Below are 18,360 nucleotides of genomic sequence, written 5' to 3' on the forward strand. Positions count from 1 at the left end.
AAGATAGCTGCGACGCTTTCAGCGTGAGCCTGTTACATAACGTCACCACCCCGACCCTAGGAACGAGGAGACAGTGTAGTTAACGATTGCTGTCACACACAAAAGAACTTATTCGGTTGCAATAACAACTTATTCTTACCCTTTCAGGTTATTGCAAAATCATTGCACGCTATTTTATCAGCGACCCTACTATAGTAGTAAGGTGTAGTCTGTAAGGGTAAGAATATTTTTTCAACTACTCTACGTCATCAATTCAGATTACGTAAAATTCCTACAATCATGGCAAACGACAATCGGCCACAGAACTTGAATAGCGCTTTACTGAGGTTAGGCGTTCACTCAAACACTTCCTTAATGGGTATGTGCAACCAATATGCACAAAACCACAACGTGGATGCTGCAATCCACTATATTAGTGTTACAATTGGCGGAGAAATCGCCAATAATATCTTTCAAGTTATTGAGAACTGGCCTTCTTCGAAGGACTGGTTTGACAAAGAAACGGGAGAATACACCATGTGAGTAACATAGTGTTATGAACCCGAGAAAACAGCCTCTGCGAAAGCAAAGGCTGTTTTTTTGTCCTAATTTTCGCCAAGCCCTAATTCTGACGTTTATTTCTGAATTTCTGGGCCCAGCCTACGCGGTGCAATTGCTGCGGACGAGTCATGGCTAGCGCATCCGCCTCCACATCCTCCGTAATCGTACTGCCAGCGCCGACAATAGCGCCCTCACCCACCTCAACCGGCGCTACGAGTGCGCTGTTGGAGCCGATAAAGGCATGATCGCCAATGGTCGTGCGATATTTCTGGAAGCCGTCATAGTTACAGGTAATCGTTCCCGCACCGATATTAGCATAAGCGCCCACATGTGCATCGCCCACATAGCTGAGGTGATTCACCTTCGCGCCTTCTTCTAAATCAGCATTTTTAATTTCAACAAAGTTACCGATACGCGCGCCTTTGCCAATGTTGGCTCCTGGGCGTAAACGTGCATAAGGCCCAATAATAGCATCTTTGGAAACATGTGCCCCTTCAAGATGCGAGAAGGCGCGGATGCGAGCACCCGATTCCACCTCAACTCCCGGCCCGAAATAAACATTCGGCTCGATCACCACATCTTTATGAATTTCAGTATCGTGGCAAAAACTAACCGTCTCTGGCGCCTGCATCGTCACGCCTGAGCGCATGATATGGTTTCGCGCACGGGCTTGATAAGCGTGCTCGGCGGCGGCTAAATCCACGCGATCATTCACGCCCAATAGCGATTCTTCCGATGCCTCAACTACGGCGCACGTTTTGCCTTCCTTCACCGCAATTTCGACCAAATCTGTTAGGTAATATTCACCCTTAGCATTATCGTTTTTAATTTGAGCGAGGTAGCGGATCAAGTCTTTCGCATTCACCGCCATCACACCTGAGTTACACAGGTTAATCGCACGCTCTTGCGCATCTGCTTCTTTAAATTCGACGATTCTCTGCAAGTCACCCTTATCATCGCATACTAAACGGCCATAGGCAGCAGGGTCTACCGGACGCATCCCTAAGACCGTTACCGCGGCTTTTGTCAGGATCATCGCGCGCAAGGTTTCGACCTCAATCAATGGCGTATCACCGTAAAGCACGAAGACTAAACCGTCGAACCCGTCGAGTGACTCTTCTGCAGCACGCACCGCATGACCGGTGCCGAGTGCCTCATGCTGAATGGCGGTGTTTGCATCATAATCCAGCTGCGCGATCACTTCTGCGACCTTCGGCATTTCAGGGCCGACCACGACCACCATTTCTTCCGGCTTCAACTGAGAACTCGTTTTTAAGACATGCCCCACCATCGGCAAACCCGCTACTTCATGTAGCACCTTAGGTAAAGGCGATTTCATTCTCGTTCCCTGCCCTGCACACAGAATCACACAAGCGATCGATGGTTTTTTCATAGCTTCCAGCCTCAAAATTGCTTACAATTCACCGTAATAAGAAGAAATTAGGGAAACCATGCCTCAGATACCAGCCAATTTTGTCATGCCAGCACTTCTAGCCTTATGCGGGTTGCTACTTGTGGTGCTTTTCACCCATTTTTATCGCACGAGCCGCATGCGACGCATCATGAATGTGCAACGTGAACATATTATCCGCTTAGAGGCCGAAGCAGAAGCCTCAGACCGTTACGGCGATACGTTCAAAGATGCCGCCCGTGCAAGCGTGATGGCCGTAGGACAAGAGCTCTCCAGCAAGCTGCTCGAAGATCATAAGCGCGAAGCGGAAGCGGTTAAGCAATCAATCGGACAAAAAACAGAAGAACAACAACAGAAGTTCCTCAAACAATTTGGTGAGCTTTCAAATGCCGTTGCGGCGATCAATGAAACCAGCAAGCAAACACAAGATAAAGCTGATACACTCTGGCGCACCATGTCATCGCCCGGCACTGCAGGGCAGCTTACGGAAGTCTCATTAGAGAATCTTCTACTGAATCTCGGCCTACAAAGAGGCACCGACTTCGACCTACAAGCCAGTATGACCAACGATGCAGGAAGTAACTTTCGTCCTGATGGCATTGTCTACCTCCCCTTTGACCGCCTGATGATTATCGACTGCAAAGCCTCTAAATATGAACTCGAACTCGCTGCTGCAGAAACCGAACAAGAGCGCACGCAAGCCGAAGCAAAATTTAGCCAAGCCATGCATAAGCACATCACCTCGCTTGCGCAAAAGAACTACACTGCGGCCGTGATTGACGATCATAAACGCCGTACCGGAAACGCACCTCACCCACAGATTATCAATGTGATGTATATCGCCTCCGATGCGGCGGTTTCGCGCCTTGATACGATCGATGGTAGCTTCCGCGAGAAGATGCAAAAATATGGCATTATCGCCGTAGGCCCCGCAGGTTTACATGGCCTATGCAGTATCGCCTCGATGCAGATTTCTGAACTCAAACGAGATGAAAATCGCGAGAAAATCGTTAAAGAAATCGAACGGATCCTTGCTGGCCTTGCCATCAATCTTGATCATTTAGAGAAAACCGGCACGCATCTAAAGCGCGCGGCGGAAAGCTACACGAAATTCACCTCTTCCTATAACCGCACCTTATCGCCCAGACTCAAGAATATTGAGAAACTCGGTATCTCACCTGAAGGAAATAAGAAACTCCCCGGCAAACTTCTTGGCTTTGAGATGCGCGAAACGAATGAATGGATTGAAGGTGAAGCCGAAGATGCCGATAATGTCACTTCATTGGAAGATAAACGAAAGAGTACCTCTTAATGCAATTCCCCGGACCACAATGGCCTGAGCTCGAAACCATCACACTCACCGATGGTCGCACCCTCGCCTTCCGCCGTATTGGCGCAAAAACCGGTAAACCGGTCCTCTTCTTCCACGGCACGCCCGGTTCTCACACGCTCGGTTTTATGGCCGGTGATGCTGCGGAACGTGCAGGCTATCAACTTATCTGCCCTGATCGTCCAGGCATTGGTGATTCTGCCCCTCAGAAAGGCCGAGAATTGCGGCACTACCCTTTGGATATGATTCAACTCCTCGCACATTTAAAGATCAAAGAATGCGGCGTGATTGGCATTTCCGGCGGCGCCCCTTATGCGTTCCAATGTGCCTATGACCTGCCCAATCAAATCACGTTCGTCACTAGCTTATCCGGATGGCTTAGCTTCGGGCGTGAAGAGGCAACTGGCATCAAATTACCCAAGCCCATCAACACGTTCCGCTTAATGTATAAAAGCAAATTCACCGTACCGGCTGTCGGCAAACTCACCGAATATACCGTCAATAAGCAGCCGGATAAATTCGTCGCACATTTACGCAAAACCCTACCGCCTGCAGATGTCGCACTGATGGATGTGGATTTTTATCGTGAGCTCTTCCTCTATGATTTGCAAAATGCCTATAAAAATGGATGGAAAGGCCCAGCCGTGGATGGCGCCCTGCAATTTGGTGATCAGCCTTTCGCCTTACACAATATCAAACAGCCCGTCATCTTACTACATGGCACCGCCGATAGCGTTGTGCCCTACGCCATGGCCGAAGCCTACAATAAGCACCTACCGAATGTAGCGGAATTCATCACCACCCCCGAAGGCGGGCATCTTTGCGCTGCGACGGAAGAAGGTAAGGTGTTTAACGCGATTAAGAAAATTGATACTTAAAAGCCTGGATTAAAGCCTTCTAGTTCAACTTTATTCATTAGACTATCCGTATGCCTCCCAAGTGAGTCCGCTGCTGGAGGAGTGCGGTTGAGAATATCATCTATCAAACTCCCCCGTAAAGAGGAAATCGTATCTTGTGCTCCGGTAGCGGCTCCCTGCTCACCCAGAATCACCTCCCCTGCCGGAACATCTGGTAAGGTATTTAGTTGGGCATTAAACTCATTGATAAAATCTTGCTGCTGCTCAGCGCGTATTTGTTCATTGAGTTCCAAAAACTCTGCACCACTCATTGTATTTTCAATAACTCTAAAGTTATCAACATTCTTAAACACATATCTATTGGCGCCACCCTCTGCATCTGTATTGCTAGTTACCCCTTCTCCCGCAGAGGAATACGTTACTGCGCCATCCACTGGAGCAGAATGTGTTTCCGTCTTTGTTTCGGTCGCGGAAGCCTCATGATGTTCTTCAACAGCGGGCTCATCAACATGCTCACCTACCTTATGATCACCCGCATCATGCCCTCCACCGTCTGAGATAACCGCTCCTTGCTCCATGGCGCTTTGAGGTAAATATTCTGAAATTTCCGGCCAGTCTCCACTTAAGCTCGCGCCGATAATGGAGCCGATAATACCACTAACGATCGCATGTTTGATGCCGGCGCTAATAACGCTCGAAGCTTCCACCTTATGCGCATTAGCGATCTCTTCGGAGGTGGGTTGGCCGCCTGCGGCGTATAAAGCAGCTTCACGCTTTTTCCCCTCTCGTTTAGCCTCTTGGTTTCCACGATAAAGCCCGACTAACCCTGCGGCGAGCATCGTTACCATAATGGGGGTTGCAAGCGCACTTAAGCCAGCCATCGCGATGGCGCCGCCTACAGCCATTCTGACCAAAGCAAAAACCGCAACAGATGTCGCCACCGAAAACAGGAAGTCGCTAGGATTATTCGCAACGCTATGCGCAAAATGTTTTACTTTATTTGAAAAAGCGATCGGTCGATAACCCACTTGAGAACTATCATCAACCTGCAGGTTAGAGCGTGAAGGTTGCGCAACAAAAGGGTCCGGCGCAGCAACCACTGTTGGTTGCCCCGCTCTTACGTCTCTTTTGTTATATGTCGCTACTTCGGTCACACATCTCCACTTACATTATTCAATCTCGGAATGAGTATAAAGGATTACCCCCCTCAACCGAAGGAGGGGTATGTTACGATTAGATGACAGTCAGAGCGCCTAAGCTACCTTTTTACTCTTGCCCTCAGCGCCTTTTTTCTTATTTAGGTACGGCTTGAGCCATTTCCCTGTAATAGAGCGCTTCTCTTTGATCACCTCTTCCGGCGTGCCTGCAACAACGAGCTCGCCGCCTTTATGACCACCACCCGGGCCGATATCGACCACCCAATCCGCCGTTTTCACGACATCTAGGTTATGCTCAATCACGACTACCGTGTTACCCGCATCGACCAAGCGATGCAGCACCATAAGGAGCTTCGCAATATCTTCACTATGCAAGCCTGTAGTTGGCTCATCAAGAATATAAAGCGTACGACCTGTCGAGCGTTTTGATAGCTCACGTGCCAGCTTAATACGCTGTGCCTCACCCCCGGAAAGTGTCGTCGCTGATTGGCCAATACCAATATAACCCAAGCCGACTTCTTCGAGTGCTTTGCATTTTTCACTGATCGATGGATGTGCTTCAAAAAACTTTGAAGCCTCTTCAACCGTCATGTTTAGAACGTCAGAGATCGACTTATCTTTATACGTCACTTCCAGCGTTTCGCGGTTATAACGCGCGCCTTGGCAGACATCACATTTCACGTAAACATCTGGCAGGAAGTGCATTTCAATCTTGATAACGCCGTCCCCTTGACATGCTTCACAACGTCCGCCTTTAACGTTAAAGCTAAAGCGGCCCGACTTATAGCCACGCGCTTTTGCTTCCGGCAATTGAGCGAACCAATCACGAATGGGCGTAAATGCCCCGGTATAAGTCGCCGGATTCGAACGTGGAGTACGCCCAATCGGCGATTGATCAATCTCAATCACCTTATCGATAAACTCAAGACCTGTGATTTTATCATGTGCTCCCGGATGTGCCTTACTTCCGTGCAACTTGCGCATGGTCGCCTTATAGAGCGTTTCAATCGTCAGGCTAGATTTACCGCCACCCGATACTCCTGTGACGCAAGTGAGCGTCGCCAGTGGAATCGTCACATCGATATCTTTAAGGTTATTCGCACGCGCGCCTTTAATCGTAATCGCTTTGATTTTCGACGTTTCACGACGTTTCTTCGGCACTGCAATCTCTCTTTTACCCGAGAGATACTGACCTGTAATGGAATTAGGATCATCCATCACTTCTTGCGCGGTACCTTCTGATACGATGAGACCACCATGCACACCGGCACCCGGCCCCATATCGATCAGGTAATCTGATTCGCGCATTGTATCTTCATCATGCTCTACCACGATCACGGTATTTCCCAGATCACGAAGGTTTTTCAACGTACTTAGCAGACGTTCATTATCGCATTGGTGCAAGCCAATTGAAGGCTCATCCAACACGTAAAGCACGCCAGAAAGGCCGGAACCAATTTGCGATGCCAAACGGATACGCTGTGACTCACCGCCCGAAAGCGTGCCAGATTCACGGCTCAGCGTGAGGTAATCCAAGCCTACATTATTGAGGAAACCAAGACGAGCGCACAGTTCCTTGAGCACTTTTTCACCAATTTGCTGATGCGTTTTGCTAAGCTTTTTTTCTATGCTAGAGAACCACTCGACCGCTTCTTCAATCGACAAACGGCAAATCTCACCAATATGATGATCAGCCACTTTAATGCAGAGCGATTCTTTATTCAGGCGATAACCATTACACGCTTCACACGGGCTGATATCTTGATATTTACCAAGCTCTTCGCGCACATGATCGCTTTCCGTCTCATCGGACTTACGTCTGAGCGATGGGATAATACCTTCAAATGGCTTGTTACTGAGGAAGCTACGCAAACCATCATTATATTTGATTTTCACCACTTCCTCGCCGGAGCCGTAAAGCAGCATTTCCTGAGTTTCGTCTGGCAGGTCTTTAAACGGCACAAGCGGATTGAATCCGAAATGCTGAGATAAACCTTCAATCGTTTGTTTATAATATTTCGTTTGCGTGTTCGCCCAAGGCGCAATCGCATCATCCAGCAACGATTTCTTCGGATCGGGTACGATCAGTTCTGGTACGAAGAAAATCTCCGTTCCGAGGCCATCACACTCTTTACAAGCACCATAAGGGCTGTTGAATGAGAATAAACGCGGTTCAATTTCATCAATCGTAAAGCCGCTTTCGGGGCAAGCGAACTTGCTTGAAAGCAGGATAAACTCGCTATCTCCGCCTTTTTTCTTCGGCAGAACTTCGACCATTACCAAGCCGCTCCCCGTATTCACAGCCGTTTCCATTGAGTCCGCCAAACGCACTTCGATATCGTCTTTAATCACCAAGCGATCGACGATAACTTCGATCTCATGCTTCTTATTTTTATCGAGCTTAGGCAGTTCATCATCAAATTTATACACTTCGCCATTAATGCGTACCCGCTGGAAGCCAGCCTTCTGCGCGGCAATAAGTTCGCCATGATGCTCACCTTTACGGCCACGCACAACCGGCGCAAGCAGGTGAAATTTCGTGCCCTCAGGCAGTTCCATCACCTTATCAACCATCTGACTAACCGTTTGACTTTCAATCGGTTTACCTGTCGCTGGAGAATATGGAACACCAATACGCGCATAAAGCAAACGCAGGTAATCATAAATCTCAGTCACCGTACCTACGGTCGAACGCGGATTCTTGCTGGTCGTCTTCTGATCAATCGCAATTGCAGGTGATAGGCCGGTGATGCTCTCGACATCCGGCTTATCCTGAATATTCAAAAACTGGCGCGCATAGGCCGATAGACTCTCGACATAACGACGCTGTCCTTCCGCATAGATCGTATCAAACGCAAGCGAGGATTTACCTGAGCCTGAAAGCCCTGTCACCACCACCAACTGATTCTTAGGAATATTAACATCCACATCTTGCAGATTATGTTCTTTCGCGCCACGAACGCGGATAAAAGGATCACTTGGGTTTTCGAGAGCTGACATATTCGCCTGTACCTGTACTTCTTTAAGGGGCATGCACTCTAGCCAATTTTCCTCTACCATGCTAGCGATAATTACGGTTTCTCTACAAAATACCCTTATACCACATCTTGCAGATAGGCGAGTAAGGCTAGCCCACCAACTTTTTGGCGTGCGTCATTTATTTTGCGCAGTAAAACTAATGACAAACCTATAAAACTGCGCTATTCCTTCACAAAATTAATAAGAACATAAATGAGGGCATCATGGCTGGTAGCATCAATAAAGTAACTTTAATCGGTAATGTGGGTAACGAACCTGAGATTCGTCAAACACAGGATGGCCGTGAACTTGCAAATCTTTCCATCGCGACATCGGATAGCTGGCGCGATAAAAACACAGGCGAACGCCGTGAGAAAACTGAATGGCACCGTGTGGTCGTCTTCAATGAAGGCCTCGTTAAAGTGATCAAAAACTATGTTCACAAAGGCTCTAAGCTTTATCTTGAAGGCGCGCTTCAAACACGCAAATGGACTGGCAATGACGGTATTGAGAAATACACAACTGAAGTCGTCCTCCAAGGCTTTAACGGCAATTTGACTATGCTCGACAGCAAAGGCAGCCAAGGTGGAAGCTACAATCAAGATAGTGGCAGCCAGAACCAAGGCCAACAGCAAGCCTCACCTGCATTTGGTCAAGTCCCAGGTGGCAATGCGAGCAATGCTCCCGCAGCAGCGCCTGAATTAGACGATGAAATCCCATTCTAATTTTTAAGGTTATCCAACCATGGATAAGTTAAAATTTTGGGGCGCCGCGGTCGGCTTTATCCTTTTTCTTTGGATTATGTCACCAGACCCTGAGCCTGAAGCGACAGATTTTACGACCACAGAAGCCCAGCTAACGGGTGATGGGGCCACCATTTTATCTGATCCGCTAGACGGACCGCAAACCATGCAGTTCAAGACTGGCAAAGTGCCCATTACAACACGAGGCGGCAATTTACCTCTCGTTTTAGGCTTTGCGCATAGTGACGAACAGCAATCCGCCGGGTTAATGCATTACCGCGTTTGGCCAAATTACATGCACGGGTTACTGTTCCTTTTTGAAGAAGAAGATAGCTACAGCATGTGGATGCGCAACACGCATCTATCGCTTGATATTGCCTTTATTGATCGTAACGGACGGATCGTTCAGATTGTCAGGAACACTACGCCAAAATCAGAAGTTCCGATCAAAGCACAAGATCAGGTTCTCGCTATTTTAGAAATCCCAGCAGGAAGTGCCGCCAAATGGAATTTGAAAAAAGGCGATCAATTACGTCTCAAATATTTCCGCTCTGCCTTGCCTGCTTCGCGTTAATTAGCCTTTCATGGCACGCAAATGCCACTTTTGTCTATGCGCGCTCAAAGCTGACCATCTATCCGATTGCCGCTCCCGTTGAGGTGCAGCAGCCTCGCTCAGATCAACACAGGCCGCGCATTCAAGCACTCAGCCCGATCAAACTAGTGGCTGAGATACGTCCTGCCACCTCGTTTCAGGCCCCGTCCATGTATTTAGCCAAGCCACTAGAAGGCAATGCGGCTTACCTGATTCCGTTACCGGATTTAGAAAGACTCGCTGCGCAAAAGGCACAACGTCGCAAGCGCAAACAAGAGACACTCTATCCGCTTCCTACCGCAAAACCGCCCATCCCCAAAGCGCTAGCACCGCTGCTAAATACTGAGTTGGCCAACCGTCATCGCATCAATCCGGCGAATGTTTACAGCCCCGTTGATATCATCGCGATCAACGCACAAGGCGTGATTATCGAAATTTGGCCGAACCTAAATCTCAGCCAACTTCAAACCCCTTTAATCCTGCCCAAAGCCAGCCACGCCGTACTCTACCTAGCCGCCAACCGCGCTGAACAACTAGGCATCACCCCGCAAGATCGCATCGAAAATCAACTTTTCACCCCGCCCCCAGTATCGCTGCAATAACCTAACTAACAGGCACGGCTTCAATGATCACATGCGCCTGTGCGTAGGGGTATTCATCGCTCAATGTTAGGTGAATCACGGGCTTATAGCGCCGCATATCCACGAGCTGATTTAACTTCGCTAGCGCGCCGCCGCTGAGCTCTAAAGTGGGTTTACCTGAGGGTAGATTGACCACCCCCATATCTTTATGGAACACGCCTTCGCGAAAGCCCGTGCCCAGCGCTTTCGCACAAGCTTCTTTCGCTGCGAACCGCTTAGCATAGGTCGAGGCTAAGCCATTGCGTTCACCGCCGCCTTTGCGTCGCTGTGCTTTTGCTTGTTCGGTTGGTGTAAATACACGATTCTCAAACCGCTCGCCAAAGCGCGCCAAAGATTTCTCGATACGCCGAATATCGGTCATATCATGTCCGGTCCCTATCATCATGCGTGCACCTCATTCATCAATTTTCGCATTTGCGCAATCGCTGCTGGTAGCCCCATCGTAATCGCCTCACCCATTAGGAAATGGCCGATATTAAGCTCCATCACCTCAGGTAATCGTGCGATCGCTTGCACATTATCAAAACGCAAGCCGTGGCCTGCATGGCATTCCAAGCCAAGTTCCGATGCTAACTGCGCGGCTTTTGTAAGTCGTTCCAACTCACCCGCCACGCCTTCAGCATAAGCCCCTGTATGTAGCTCGACCACGGGCGCGCCCATCTCAATACTCGCTCGTAACTGCGAGGCGCTCGGATCGACAAACATCGAAACACGAATACCCGCTTGAATGAAAGGCTGGATATACTCCGCCAAACGCGCTTGTTGTCCTACGACATCCAACCCACCTTCGGTTGTCACCTCTTCGCGCTTTTCCGGCACGAGGCACACTGCATGCGGCATCACCTCTAACGCAATCTTTTGCATTTCATCGGTCGCCGCCATCTCGAAATTAAGCGGAATTTTAAGTTCCGCTTTCAAACGGCGCATATCTTCATCACGGATATGCCGGCGATCCTCACGCAAATGCGCGGTGATTCCATCGGCGCCGGCTTGCTCTGCCAGCAATGCCGCCGCAACCGGACAAGGATGCACGCCGCCACGCGCATTACGCAACGTCGCCACATGATCAATATTTACGCCGAGTCTTAACATCACCTACTCCTGACACCGCTCAACCGTTTGCACCGTCTTCAGGTGGCGCATATTGGCGATGATGTGGTTAAGATGCTCGGTATCGTTGACTTCCAAATCAATCAACACTTCAAAAAAGTCGATATTACGGTTGATAATTTTGAAATTGGTAATATTACCCTCATCCTTGGCAATCGAGTTGGCAATCGAAGCTAAGCCGCCTTTAGAGTGACTCACATTCGCCCGTATTCGCCCCACATGCTGGCTATCAGCGCCACTATCCCATGAAACATCAATCCAACGTTCCGGCGTATCGGTAAAGTTATCGAGCGTATCGCAATCGGTCGTATGAATGGTGACTCCGCGACCGGTGGTGACGATACCCACAATCGTATCACCCGGAATGGGATGGCAGCAGCCCGCATAATGAATCGCCATACCGGGGATCAACCCGCGAATCGGCATAGATTCTTTTTTATTCTCTTTCTTACGGTTGGTAATGCGCTCAAAGAGATTAAACTCGCTCTTCTTCTTTTTATTGGCTTGTTCTGGCAATAGCAGGTCAATCACTTGCCCACGACTTAGCGTTCCCTCGCCCACTTCCGCATAGAGATCTTCGACCTCTTTACGATCCATCTGTTTCAAGAGAGGCTCCACAAGCTTATCGTTTAGCTCTTTGCCCGACTCTTGCTTATAGAGCTTACTCAACAACGAACGCCCGAGACTCACATATTCCTCACGTTGGCGAGAGCGCACGAATTTGCGAATCTCCGAGCGCGCTTTTCCCGTAACGACGAAACGTTCCCACGCTGGCGACGGCGTTTGGCTTTTATTCGTAATAATTTCGATCTGATCACCATTACGCAAACGCGTTTTGAGCGGCACAATGCGTCCGTTAATTTTGGCGCCCACACAGGTATTGCCGACGCCAGAATGCACGGCATAAGCAAAATCAACCGGAGTCGCGCCAAGTGGCAGAGATTCAATATCCCCCTTCGGCGTGAAACAGAAAACCTGATCGTGATACATTTCCAACTTGGTATTCTCGAGAAAATCTTCAGGGTTGGCCGATTGCTCGACAATCTCCAATAGCTCACGAATCCAACGAAACTGCTTACCATCTTTCGTAATTTGCCCTTGTCCGTCGCCTTTATAGGCCCAGTGTGCTGCCAAACCATATTCAGCAATATCATGCATATGTTGTGTGCGAATTTGCACTTCGATACGCTGCTGCTGCGGGCCAATCACCGAAGTATGGAGCGACTGATATCCGTTGCGTTTCGGCGTCGAGATATAATCTTTAAAATAGCCTGGTACCGTGTGATAGGCCGAGTGGATAACTCCTAATGCATGATAGCAGTCAGCCTCAGTGTCGACAATAATACGATACGCGATAATATCACCCAGCTGTTCAAAACCGATATTCTTACGCTCCATTTTCTTCCAAATAGAGTACGGTTTTTTCTCACGGCCAAACACTTTATACGTATTCAAGCCACCGTCTTTGAGTTTTGACTCGATCTGCAAACGGCTTTTCTCAATCGTCGCACGGCCTTTTTCTCGCAAAAACTTCAGACGATTTACGATCGACTCGCGCGCCTCTGGGAATAACTGCGTAAAGGCGAGATCCTGCAACTCTTCTTTAATACGGCGCATACCGATACGCTCTGCCAGTGCTGCATAAATCTCTAACGTCTCACGCGCGATGCGCTTGCGTTTCTCCGGCTTCTTAATGTAGTGAATCGTCTGCATATTATGCAAACGGTCAGCCAGCTTCACGAGCAACACCCGCAAATCTTCCGACATTGCCACCACGAGTTTACGAAAATTCTCCGCCTGCTTGGAGTGAATCGTATTGCCTTCTAGCTGCGAAAGTTTAGTCACGCCATCCACAAGCTTGGCAATTTCGGCACCGAAAAGCGCTTCAATTTCTTCGAGGGTCGCATCCGTATCTTCAACCGTATCATGCAAAAGCGCCGTCACAATAGTTGAAACATCTAACTTATAATGTGTCAGCACGCTGGCGACTTCCAGCGGGTGCGTAAAATACGGATCGCCTGACGCACGTGTTTGCGCGCCATGCGCCTTCATAGCGAACACATAGGCACGGTTGACCAGATCCTCATCTACATCGGGATCATAGGCCTTAATTTTATCGATTAATTCATCTTGACGTATCATGCCTCATCACCCTAGCCGCATAGGCGTATGAGTAAAGCATTCTTGTCTGTTTTAAGGGGAGATAAACCCACTTACCTGATAGGCAGAGCCAAAATGCCGCCCATGTGGGTTCCAGAACACCGCCTTTGACCAATCTCCAGCGTCGGACACATCCTTCACACGCATTGAATCATACACCATCAGGCGAGTATTGCGATTCCACCCCCAGTTCGTATGGGTCACATTAATTTCACGTTCATGGACGATTTCTTTGACCACTGCCACATGTCCAAGCCTTAGGCGATTTGTTTTTGATAGCACCATCACCGCCCCCGGTTTAGGCGTTTCAGACCGCTTATCAGAGGCAGCTTGGCGCCACCATGTATGTGCATTGCCGCGAATTTGAATGCCGGAGGCACGGCGCGCAAATGGCACACATTGCTCATGTTTATTGCTCTTCCAGCCTTGCGCCATCGGTGAGTTAACCACCGTATGTATTTCACCTGTTGAACTACAGGCAGCAAGCAGCATAAGCATTAGGACTGAAAGGATAATACGCACGGACACTCAAATCGCTTATTAGAAGTGATGAGTCAAGGTAATAGATACAAAAACGGCCACCAGTTGAGTCTCTCAACTCCTCCGATAGCCGCTTTTCACTTTTTAAACTAGTACGCTTTTGTAACGCCGCCAGCCATTGCTTTTTCAGCATTGTCTTTAGACATCATAGCACAGATCGTTGTGCTGCAAGTGGGGCAAGAGCCCTTAGCCATAAAGCCACCTTTTTTAGTTTGATGCATCGCAGGGTCTGACATTTCAACACCCTTTTTCTTACATTTTACGCAATATGCAGTAATCATTTTGGAACTCCGTTATTTTTGTTATTCTTCCTGTCCGAATTCACCCTAGCACATATACTTTCTAAAAATAATATTTTTTTACCCTCATTGAGGACTGTCACATACTTTTTACACAACCGTCACATTTCCTTAATATTTATTCAGTATTCTAATACTTGTAACACACATAAAATTGCGAAAAAATACTTGGAGTTAATAATGAGAAATATCAAAACAGGCCTCGCAACACTCACCCTTCTAAGCGCGCTAGCCCACCCCGTATTAGCAGAGGATAACACCGTACAGAACGTTATACCAACGGCGCCTCAGTATATTGCCTATAATAATATGCCTTACGCGATGGACCCTAACTACGGTTACGCACAAAATTATTATAATAATTACTATCCAGCAGCGAATTATAACGCACAATACGGCGCGCAATATGTTGTTGTAGCGGCTCCAGCTCCGATGCAGCAAACTTATGGCTATAACTACCTTCCTTATTATTACGCTTACTAGGCTCAAAAAAAACTTAATCTATAGTAAAGGCTCTACATCATTAGTGTGTGAGGCCTTTACTTTTTATGAAGCAAAAGCCCTGATCAATACCATTATTGAGGTTATTAATCTTACTTGCGCCCAGCACGTTAGGGGTATACAAGCGTTTTCCATTATCCAGAGAGAAAAATATGACAGAATTTCAAGGTGTTATTCCTGCGTTCAACCAAGCGCTTACAAAACGCGGTTACACCACCCTTACTGAAGTGCAAAATGCGGTCCTCGCACCGGAGCTGATAGATCAAGATCTTTTGGTTTCTGCGCAAACGGGATCCGGTAAAACGGTCGCTTTTGGATTAGCCTTCGCTCCCACTCTTTTGGAGGGTGCCGAAACACTTGGTAAAGTACAGAAGCCTTTAGCTCTCGTCATTGCACCGACTCGCGAACTTGCCATGCAAGTCTCACGCGAACTTGAATGGCTCTATCAGCCTTGCAAAGGAATCATCTCGACCTGTGTTGGTGGTATGGATATTCGTACTGAACGTACTGCCTTAAAGCGCGGCCCCCATATTGTGGTTGGCACGCCAGGTCGTTTGCGCGATCATATTGAGCGCGGCTACCTTGATCCAAGCCAGCTAAAGGCCGTCGTTTTGGATGAAGCCGATGAAATGCTTGATATGGGTTTCCGTGACGAACTACAATATATTCTCGAAACTGCACCCAAAGAGCGCCGTACGCTCTTATTCTCTGCGACCGTACCGAAGTCGATCGCCTCTTTAGCCAAGCGTTATCAAAATGATGCGCGCCGCATCTCGACTAAAGATGAAAAGAAACAGCATGTCGATATTGAATATCAAGCCTTAACGATTGCCCCAAGTGACCGCGAAAATGCGATCATCAACATCCTGCGTTTTCATGAAGCGAAAAATGCGATCATCTTCTGCGCGACGCGTGCAGCCGTGAACTTACTGACAAGCCGTTTAACCAATCGTGGCTTCTCTGTCGTGGCGCTCTCGGGTGAGTTAAGCCAAAATGAACGTACCCATGCACTACAAGCCCTACGTGATGGCCGCGCGAAAGTGTGTGTCGCCACCGATGTTGCCTCACGCGGGATTGACTTACCGGGACTCGCACTCGTGATCCACGCTGACATTCCGAAAAACTCAGATATCCTACTTCACCGTAGTGGCCGTACTGGCCGTGCGGGTAGCAAAGGTGTCAGCGCCGTTCTCGTGCCACATAACGCACGTTTTCGCGCCGAACGTTTACTCAATAACGCGAAAATTGAAGCGAAGTGGGACAAACCTCCTTCTATCAAAGACATCACCACGCGTGACCACGAACGCTTTCTTTCTCACCCTGCCCTTAATGATGAAATCAAACCAGATGAGCAGCCGGCAGTCGATGAATTGCTAGAGCGCTTTACGCCGACACAAGTTGCGGCCGCTCTCATGCGTTTGCATAATACGCAAAAACCCGCGCCAGAAGAATTGCTCGAAAACGCTCCCAAAGAAAGCCAACGCAATAATCGTGATGGCTTTAAGAACAGTGTTTGGGTCTCCATCTCTGTTGGCCGCAATGTAAATGCGGAGCCACGCTGGATCTTACCGATGCTCTGTGGTGCTGGTAACTTAACCAAAGGCAAAATTGGCGCGATCAAAATTCAACAAAACGAAACCTTCATTGAGATGACCGCTGATGCGGTAGACGGTTTCTTTGAAGCCGTTGGCCCATCGGGTAAAATGGAAAAAGACATTATCGTCAAACGTGTCAAAGGCACTCCATCCATTTCCAGAGATGAAGGCGGTCGCCCTAAACGTTCCTTTAACGACAAAAAGAAGCCTTATGATAAAGGCGGACGTTCATCTGAACGTTCAAACTCACGCCCTGGTCCCGGCGGAGAAAAACGTTCATTTGGTGACAAGAAAAAGCCGTATAGAGACGATGGAAAGCCATCTGACCGCGCGGGTTCTTCAGAAGGCAAACGCCCTTTCAAAAAGAAGTATGATGAACGTGGCCCACACGATGGCAAGCCCGGCGAAGGCAATAGCTCCAAAGGTGGTTTCAAGGGAAAACCTAAAGGTGATTTCAAAGGCAAGCCTAAAGGCGGATTCAAGGATAAACCTAAAGGTGACTTTAAGAGCAAACCTAAAGGCGGCTTCCAAGACAAGCCTAAGGGCGACTTTAAAAGCAAACCTAAAGGTGGCGGCTTCAACAAAACGAGAACAAAAGCGCCCAAAGCATAGCTATACTATGTGATGGCAGTTTCTCCTATTTGACTAAAATCAATTTCTACTTGTTCGCTTTGTGTAATCCTGCGCAGCATGGAAGATCCGTTTACTGAATATGAACGATTATTTCGTGATTACGTCAAAATATGTAATCGCGCTCTAACGGTTAATAAGGATATCTTCCCTTTCAAGCATATTTGGAATGCGGCGGAGGCAGAGCTGCAAAACGGTTCCGTGAAAATTATCATTTATGATGATGAGCCTAAAATGAATTACAGCCTTCGTTTGCAAAATAACAAGATCGATGCATCCGCCTGCTCGCACATAGGAAAAGATGAGCCCTGGTATTTAAATACCAGTTACTTAAGACGGGTTGTTGAGCACCCAGATGAATATATCGATAACCCTGCTATGATTGATTGGGATTGGCTAAAAGCCGCAAAACTTTAATGTAGATCTGTGCAAGGATAAGCAGAAGAACAAGCACTGCACGAATAGCTTGAGAGCTGCTTTATTGTATCAATCTCTACCGTCGCCCCTTTAATACGTATCCCTGTTTCGTCACGTAACCGCGCCAACGCGCGCGAGAATGTCTCTGGCTTCATACCGAGCCGCGAGGCAAGCAAGGTTTTATCATAAGGCAAATTCAGCCGAATGGGTGTAACCGCATCAGGCTTACACAAACGCAGCAAAAAACAGCCAATGCGTTGTGGTGCATTTTGCACCGTGCGGTGTTCAAGTTCCATGTCCTGCTGTTTACGAAAACGCGACATAGCGCCCAGCATATTCATCGCGAGCTGAGCATCTTTAGTGATCGTATTTTTCAACAAGGAGAGTGGTAAACAAATCACGTCCACCTCTTCGACCACCTCTGCATGCAGATTGTAAGTATCTTCTTCAAAAAGCGCCGTCTCACCAAAAAGGTGATTTGTGGTGAGCACATCAATCACCGCTTCTTCACCATCGAGTGTTTCACGAAATAGCTTAACCCAGCCGTGCATCACAAGATAGAAAGACGAGGCTTCACCCCCCTGAGCAAAAATCATTTGTCCCTTACTAAAAGAACGGATGGAAGCTTGCTGAACAAACAGCCCAACCGTTTCTGGGGCAATATTCTTGAACAAGCCGCTACGCTCCAAAAACGCTTGAAGCTTATTCGGAGTCTCAACGGAAATTTCTGTAGCTAAAGCTGTCATATGAAACGAAAATAGGCAAGCACTTGACCAAAGTCAAATCGTATCAGCCGCGCACACCCTAAACTGACACCTC

General features: G+C 48.1%; 18 protein-coding genes. 9 read left to right on the forward strand and 9 right to left on the reverse strand.

Annotated elements, in window-relative coordinates:
- Positions 1-279: 279 nt before the first annotated feature.
- Positions 280-522, forward strand: a complete 243-nt coding sequence (locus P8P30_09005; protein MDG1287682.1) for a hypothetical protein — start codon at positions 280-282, stop codon at positions 520-522.
- A gap of 79 nt (positions 523-601) precedes the next feature.
- On the opposite strand, the gene glmU is transcribed toward P8P30_09005, so the two are convergent.
- Positions 602-1,933 (reverse strand): bifunctional UDP-N-acetylglucosamine diphosphorylase/glucosamine-1-phosphate N-acetyltransferase GlmU, encoded by a 1,332-nt coding sequence (glmU, locus tag P8P30_09010; GenBank protein MDG1287683.1) that lies wholly within the window; start codon positions 1,931-1,933, stop codon positions 602-604.
- Positions 1,934-1,991: 58 nt separating this feature from the next.
- Here glmU and rmuC point away from each other — a divergent pair, with 58 nt between their 5' ends.
- Both rmuC and P8P30_09020 read left to right on the forward strand, forming a co-directional pair.
- On the forward strand, positions 1,992-3,263 hold the full coding sequence (gene rmuC / locus P8P30_09015) for a DNA recombination protein RmuC (GenBank protein ID MDG1287684.1): 1,272 nt from the start codon (positions 1,992-1,994) through the stop codon (positions 3,261-3,263).
- The gene (locus P8P30_09020; protein ID MDG1287685.1) at positions 3,263-4,159 is read left to right on the forward strand and encodes an alpha/beta hydrolase; all 897 of its coding nucleotides are present in this window, start codon (positions 3,263-3,265) and stop codon (positions 4,157-4,159) included. Before rmuC ends, P8P30_09020 begins: the two co-directional genes overlap by 1 nt.
- Here P8P30_09020 and P8P30_09025 read toward each other — a convergent pair.
- Positions 4,156-5,238 carry a hypothetical protein gene (locus tag P8P30_09025; GenBank protein ID MDG1287686.1) on the reverse strand — a complete coding sequence of 361 codons (1,083 nt, stop codon included), beginning with the start codon at positions 5,236-5,238 and terminating at the stop codon, positions 4,156-4,158. The genes P8P30_09020 and P8P30_09025 overlap by 4 nt on opposite strands.
- A gap of 153 nt (positions 5,239-5,391) precedes the next feature.
- Complete coding sequence (gene uvrA, locus P8P30_09030; GenBank protein MDG1287687.1) at positions 5,392-8,295, reverse strand: excinuclease ABC subunit UvrA; 2,904 nt, start codon at positions 8,293-8,295, stop codon at positions 5,392-5,394.
- 242 nt (positions 8,296-8,537) lie between these two features.
- Here uvrA and ssb point away from each other — a divergent pair, with 242 nt between their 5' ends.
- Genes ssb through P8P30_09045 form a run of 3 tightly spaced genes read left to right on the forward strand, consistent with a single transcriptional unit; the run spans position 8,538 to position 10,250 of the window.
- Positions 8,538-9,038 carry a single-stranded DNA-binding protein gene (gene ssb, locus P8P30_09035; GenBank protein MDG1287688.1) on the forward strand — a complete coding sequence of 167 codons (501 nt, stop codon included), beginning with the start codon at positions 8,538-8,540 and terminating at the stop codon, positions 9,036-9,038.
- 19 nt (positions 9,039-9,057) lie between these two features.
- On the forward strand, positions 9,058-9,630 hold the full coding sequence (locus tag P8P30_09040; GenBank protein MDG1287689.1) for a DUF192 domain-containing protein: 573 nt from the start codon (positions 9,058-9,060) through the stop codon (positions 9,628-9,630).
- Positions 9,561-10,250: a DUF192 domain-containing protein gene (locus tag P8P30_09045; GenBank protein MDG1287690.1), complete on the forward strand. Its 690-nt coding sequence runs from the start codon at positions 9,561-9,563 to the stop codon at positions 10,248-10,250. The genes P8P30_09040 and P8P30_09045 overlap by 70 nt, the downstream gene beginning before the upstream one ends.
- Position 10,251: 1 nt before the next feature.
- On the opposite strand, the gene acpS is transcribed toward P8P30_09045, so the two are convergent.
- The 5 genes from acpS to P8P30_09070 all read right to left on the reverse strand — a co-directional run bounded on the left by acpS (position 10,252) and on the right by P8P30_09070 (position 14,380).
- Positions 10,252-10,674, reverse strand: coding sequence for a holo-ACP synthase (gene acpS / locus P8P30_09050; GenBank protein MDG1287691.1), 423 nt, complete (start codon positions 10,672-10,674; stop codon positions 10,252-10,254).
- Entirely contained in the window at positions 10,671-11,381 is a 711-nt protein-coding gene (locus P8P30_09055) for a pyridoxine 5'-phosphate synthase (GenBank protein ID MDG1287692.1), read from the reverse strand. The genes acpS and P8P30_09055 overlap by 4 nt, the downstream gene beginning before the upstream one ends.
- 3 nt (positions 11,382-11,384) lie before the next feature.
- On the reverse strand, positions 11,385-13,541 hold the full coding sequence (locus P8P30_09060; GenBank protein MDG1287693.1) for a bifunctional (p)ppGpp synthetase/guanosine-3',5'-bis(diphosphate) 3'-pyrophosphohydrolase: 2,157 nt from the start codon (positions 13,539-13,541) through the stop codon (positions 11,385-11,387).
- A gap of 51 nt (positions 13,542-13,592) precedes the next feature.
- Positions 13,593-14,087: a CHAP domain-containing protein gene (locus tag P8P30_09065; GenBank protein MDG1287694.1), complete on the reverse strand. Its 495-nt coding sequence runs from the start codon at positions 14,085-14,087 to the stop codon at positions 13,593-13,595.
- Between the two features lie 101 nt (positions 14,088-14,188).
- Entirely contained in the window at positions 14,189-14,380 is a 192-nt protein-coding gene (locus P8P30_09070) for a DUF5679 domain-containing protein (GenBank protein MDG1287695.1), read from the reverse strand.
- Between the two features lie 198 nt (positions 14,381-14,578).
- Between P8P30_09070 and P8P30_09075 the strand changes: the two genes are divergently transcribed.
- The 3 genes from P8P30_09075 (at position 14,579) to P8P30_09085 (ending at position 17,541) form a co-directional block, all read left to right on the forward strand.
- Positions 14,579-14,881: a hypothetical protein gene (locus P8P30_09075; protein MDG1287696.1), complete on the forward strand. Its 303-nt coding sequence runs from the start codon at positions 14,579-14,581 to the stop codon at positions 14,879-14,881.
- A gap of 170 nt (positions 14,882-15,051) precedes the next feature.
- Entirely contained in the window at positions 15,052-17,106 is a 2,055-nt protein-coding gene (locus P8P30_09080) for a DEAD/DEAH box helicase (protein MDG1287697.1), read from the forward strand.
- A gap of 78 nt (positions 17,107-17,184) precedes the next feature.
- Entirely contained in the window at positions 17,185-17,541 is a 357-nt protein-coding gene (locus P8P30_09085) for a hypothetical protein (GenBank protein ID MDG1287698.1), read from the forward strand.
- On the opposite strand, the gene P8P30_09090 is transcribed toward P8P30_09085, so the two are convergent.
- Positions 17,538-18,287, reverse strand: coding sequence for a Crp/Fnr family transcriptional regulator (locus P8P30_09090; protein MDG1287699.1), 750 nt, complete (start codon positions 18,285-18,287; stop codon positions 17,538-17,540). The genes P8P30_09085 and P8P30_09090 overlap by 4 nt on opposite strands.
- Positions 18,288-18,360 lie beyond the last annotated feature (73 nt).

It is taken from the genome of Rickettsiales bacterium, from assembly GCA_029252805.1.
Taxonomy (GTDB): domain Bacteria; phylum Pseudomonadota; class Alphaproteobacteria; order Rickettsiales; family JALZUV01; genus JALZUV01.

Excerpts from the sequence above, each read along its gene's own strand:
- glmU (MDG1287683.1), bottom strand. The coding sequence starts at position 1,933 with ATGAAAAAACCATCGATCGCTTGTGTGATTCTGTGTGCAGGGCAGGGA.
- P8P30_09045 (MDG1287690.1), top strand. The coding sequence starts at position 9,561 with ATGGAATTTGAAAAAAGGCGATCAATTACGTCTCAAATATTTCCGCTC.
- P8P30_09080 (MDG1287697.1), top strand. The coding sequence starts at position 15,052 with ATGACAGAATTTCAAGGTGTTATTCCTGCGTTCAACCAAGCGCTTACA.
- P8P30_09060 (MDG1287693.1), bottom strand. The coding sequence starts at position 13,541 with ATGATACGTCAAGATGAATTAATCGATAAAATTAAGGCCTATGATCCC.
- P8P30_09085 (MDG1287698.1), top strand. The coding sequence starts at position 17,185 with ATGGAAGATCCGTTTACTGAATATGAACGATTATTTCGTGATTACGTC.
- ssb (MDG1287688.1), top strand. The coding sequence starts at position 8,538 with ATGGCTGGTAGCATCAATAAAGTAACTTTAATCGGTAATGTGGGTAAC.
- P8P30_09075 (MDG1287696.1), top strand. The coding sequence starts at position 14,579 with ATGAGAAATATCAAAACAGGCCTCGCAACACTCACCCTTCTAAGCGCG.
- P8P30_09005 (MDG1287682.1), top strand. The coding sequence starts at position 280 with ATGGCAAACGACAATCGGCCACAGAACTTGAATAGCGCTTTACTGAGG.
- P8P30_09040 (MDG1287689.1), top strand. The coding sequence starts at position 9,058 with ATGGATAAGTTAAAATTTTGGGGCGCCGCGGTCGGCTTTATCCTTTTT.
- P8P30_09055 (MDG1287692.1), bottom strand. The coding sequence starts at position 11,381 with ATGTTAAGACTCGGCGTAAATATTGATCATGTGGCGACGTTGCGTAAT.
- rmuC (MDG1287684.1), top strand. The coding sequence starts at position 1,992 with ATGCCTCAGATACCAGCCAATTTTGTCATGCCAGCACTTCTAGCCTTA.
- uvrA (MDG1287687.1), bottom strand. The coding sequence starts at position 8,295 with ATGTCAGCTCTCGAAAACCCAAGTGATCCTTTTATCCGCGTTCGTGGC.
- P8P30_09090 (MDG1287699.1), bottom strand. The coding sequence starts at position 18,287 with ATGACAGCTTTAGCTACAGAAATTTCCGTTGAGACTCCGAATAAGCTT.
- acpS (MDG1287691.1), bottom strand. The coding sequence starts at position 10,674 with ATGATGATAGGGACCGGACATGATATGACCGATATTCGGCGTATCGAG.
- P8P30_09020 (MDG1287685.1), top strand. The coding sequence starts at position 3,263 with ATGCAATTCCCCGGACCACAATGGCCTGAGCTCGAAACCATCACACTC.
- P8P30_09070 (MDG1287695.1), bottom strand. The coding sequence starts at position 14,380 with ATGATTACTGCATATTGCGTAAAATGTAAGAAAAAGGGTGTTGAAATG.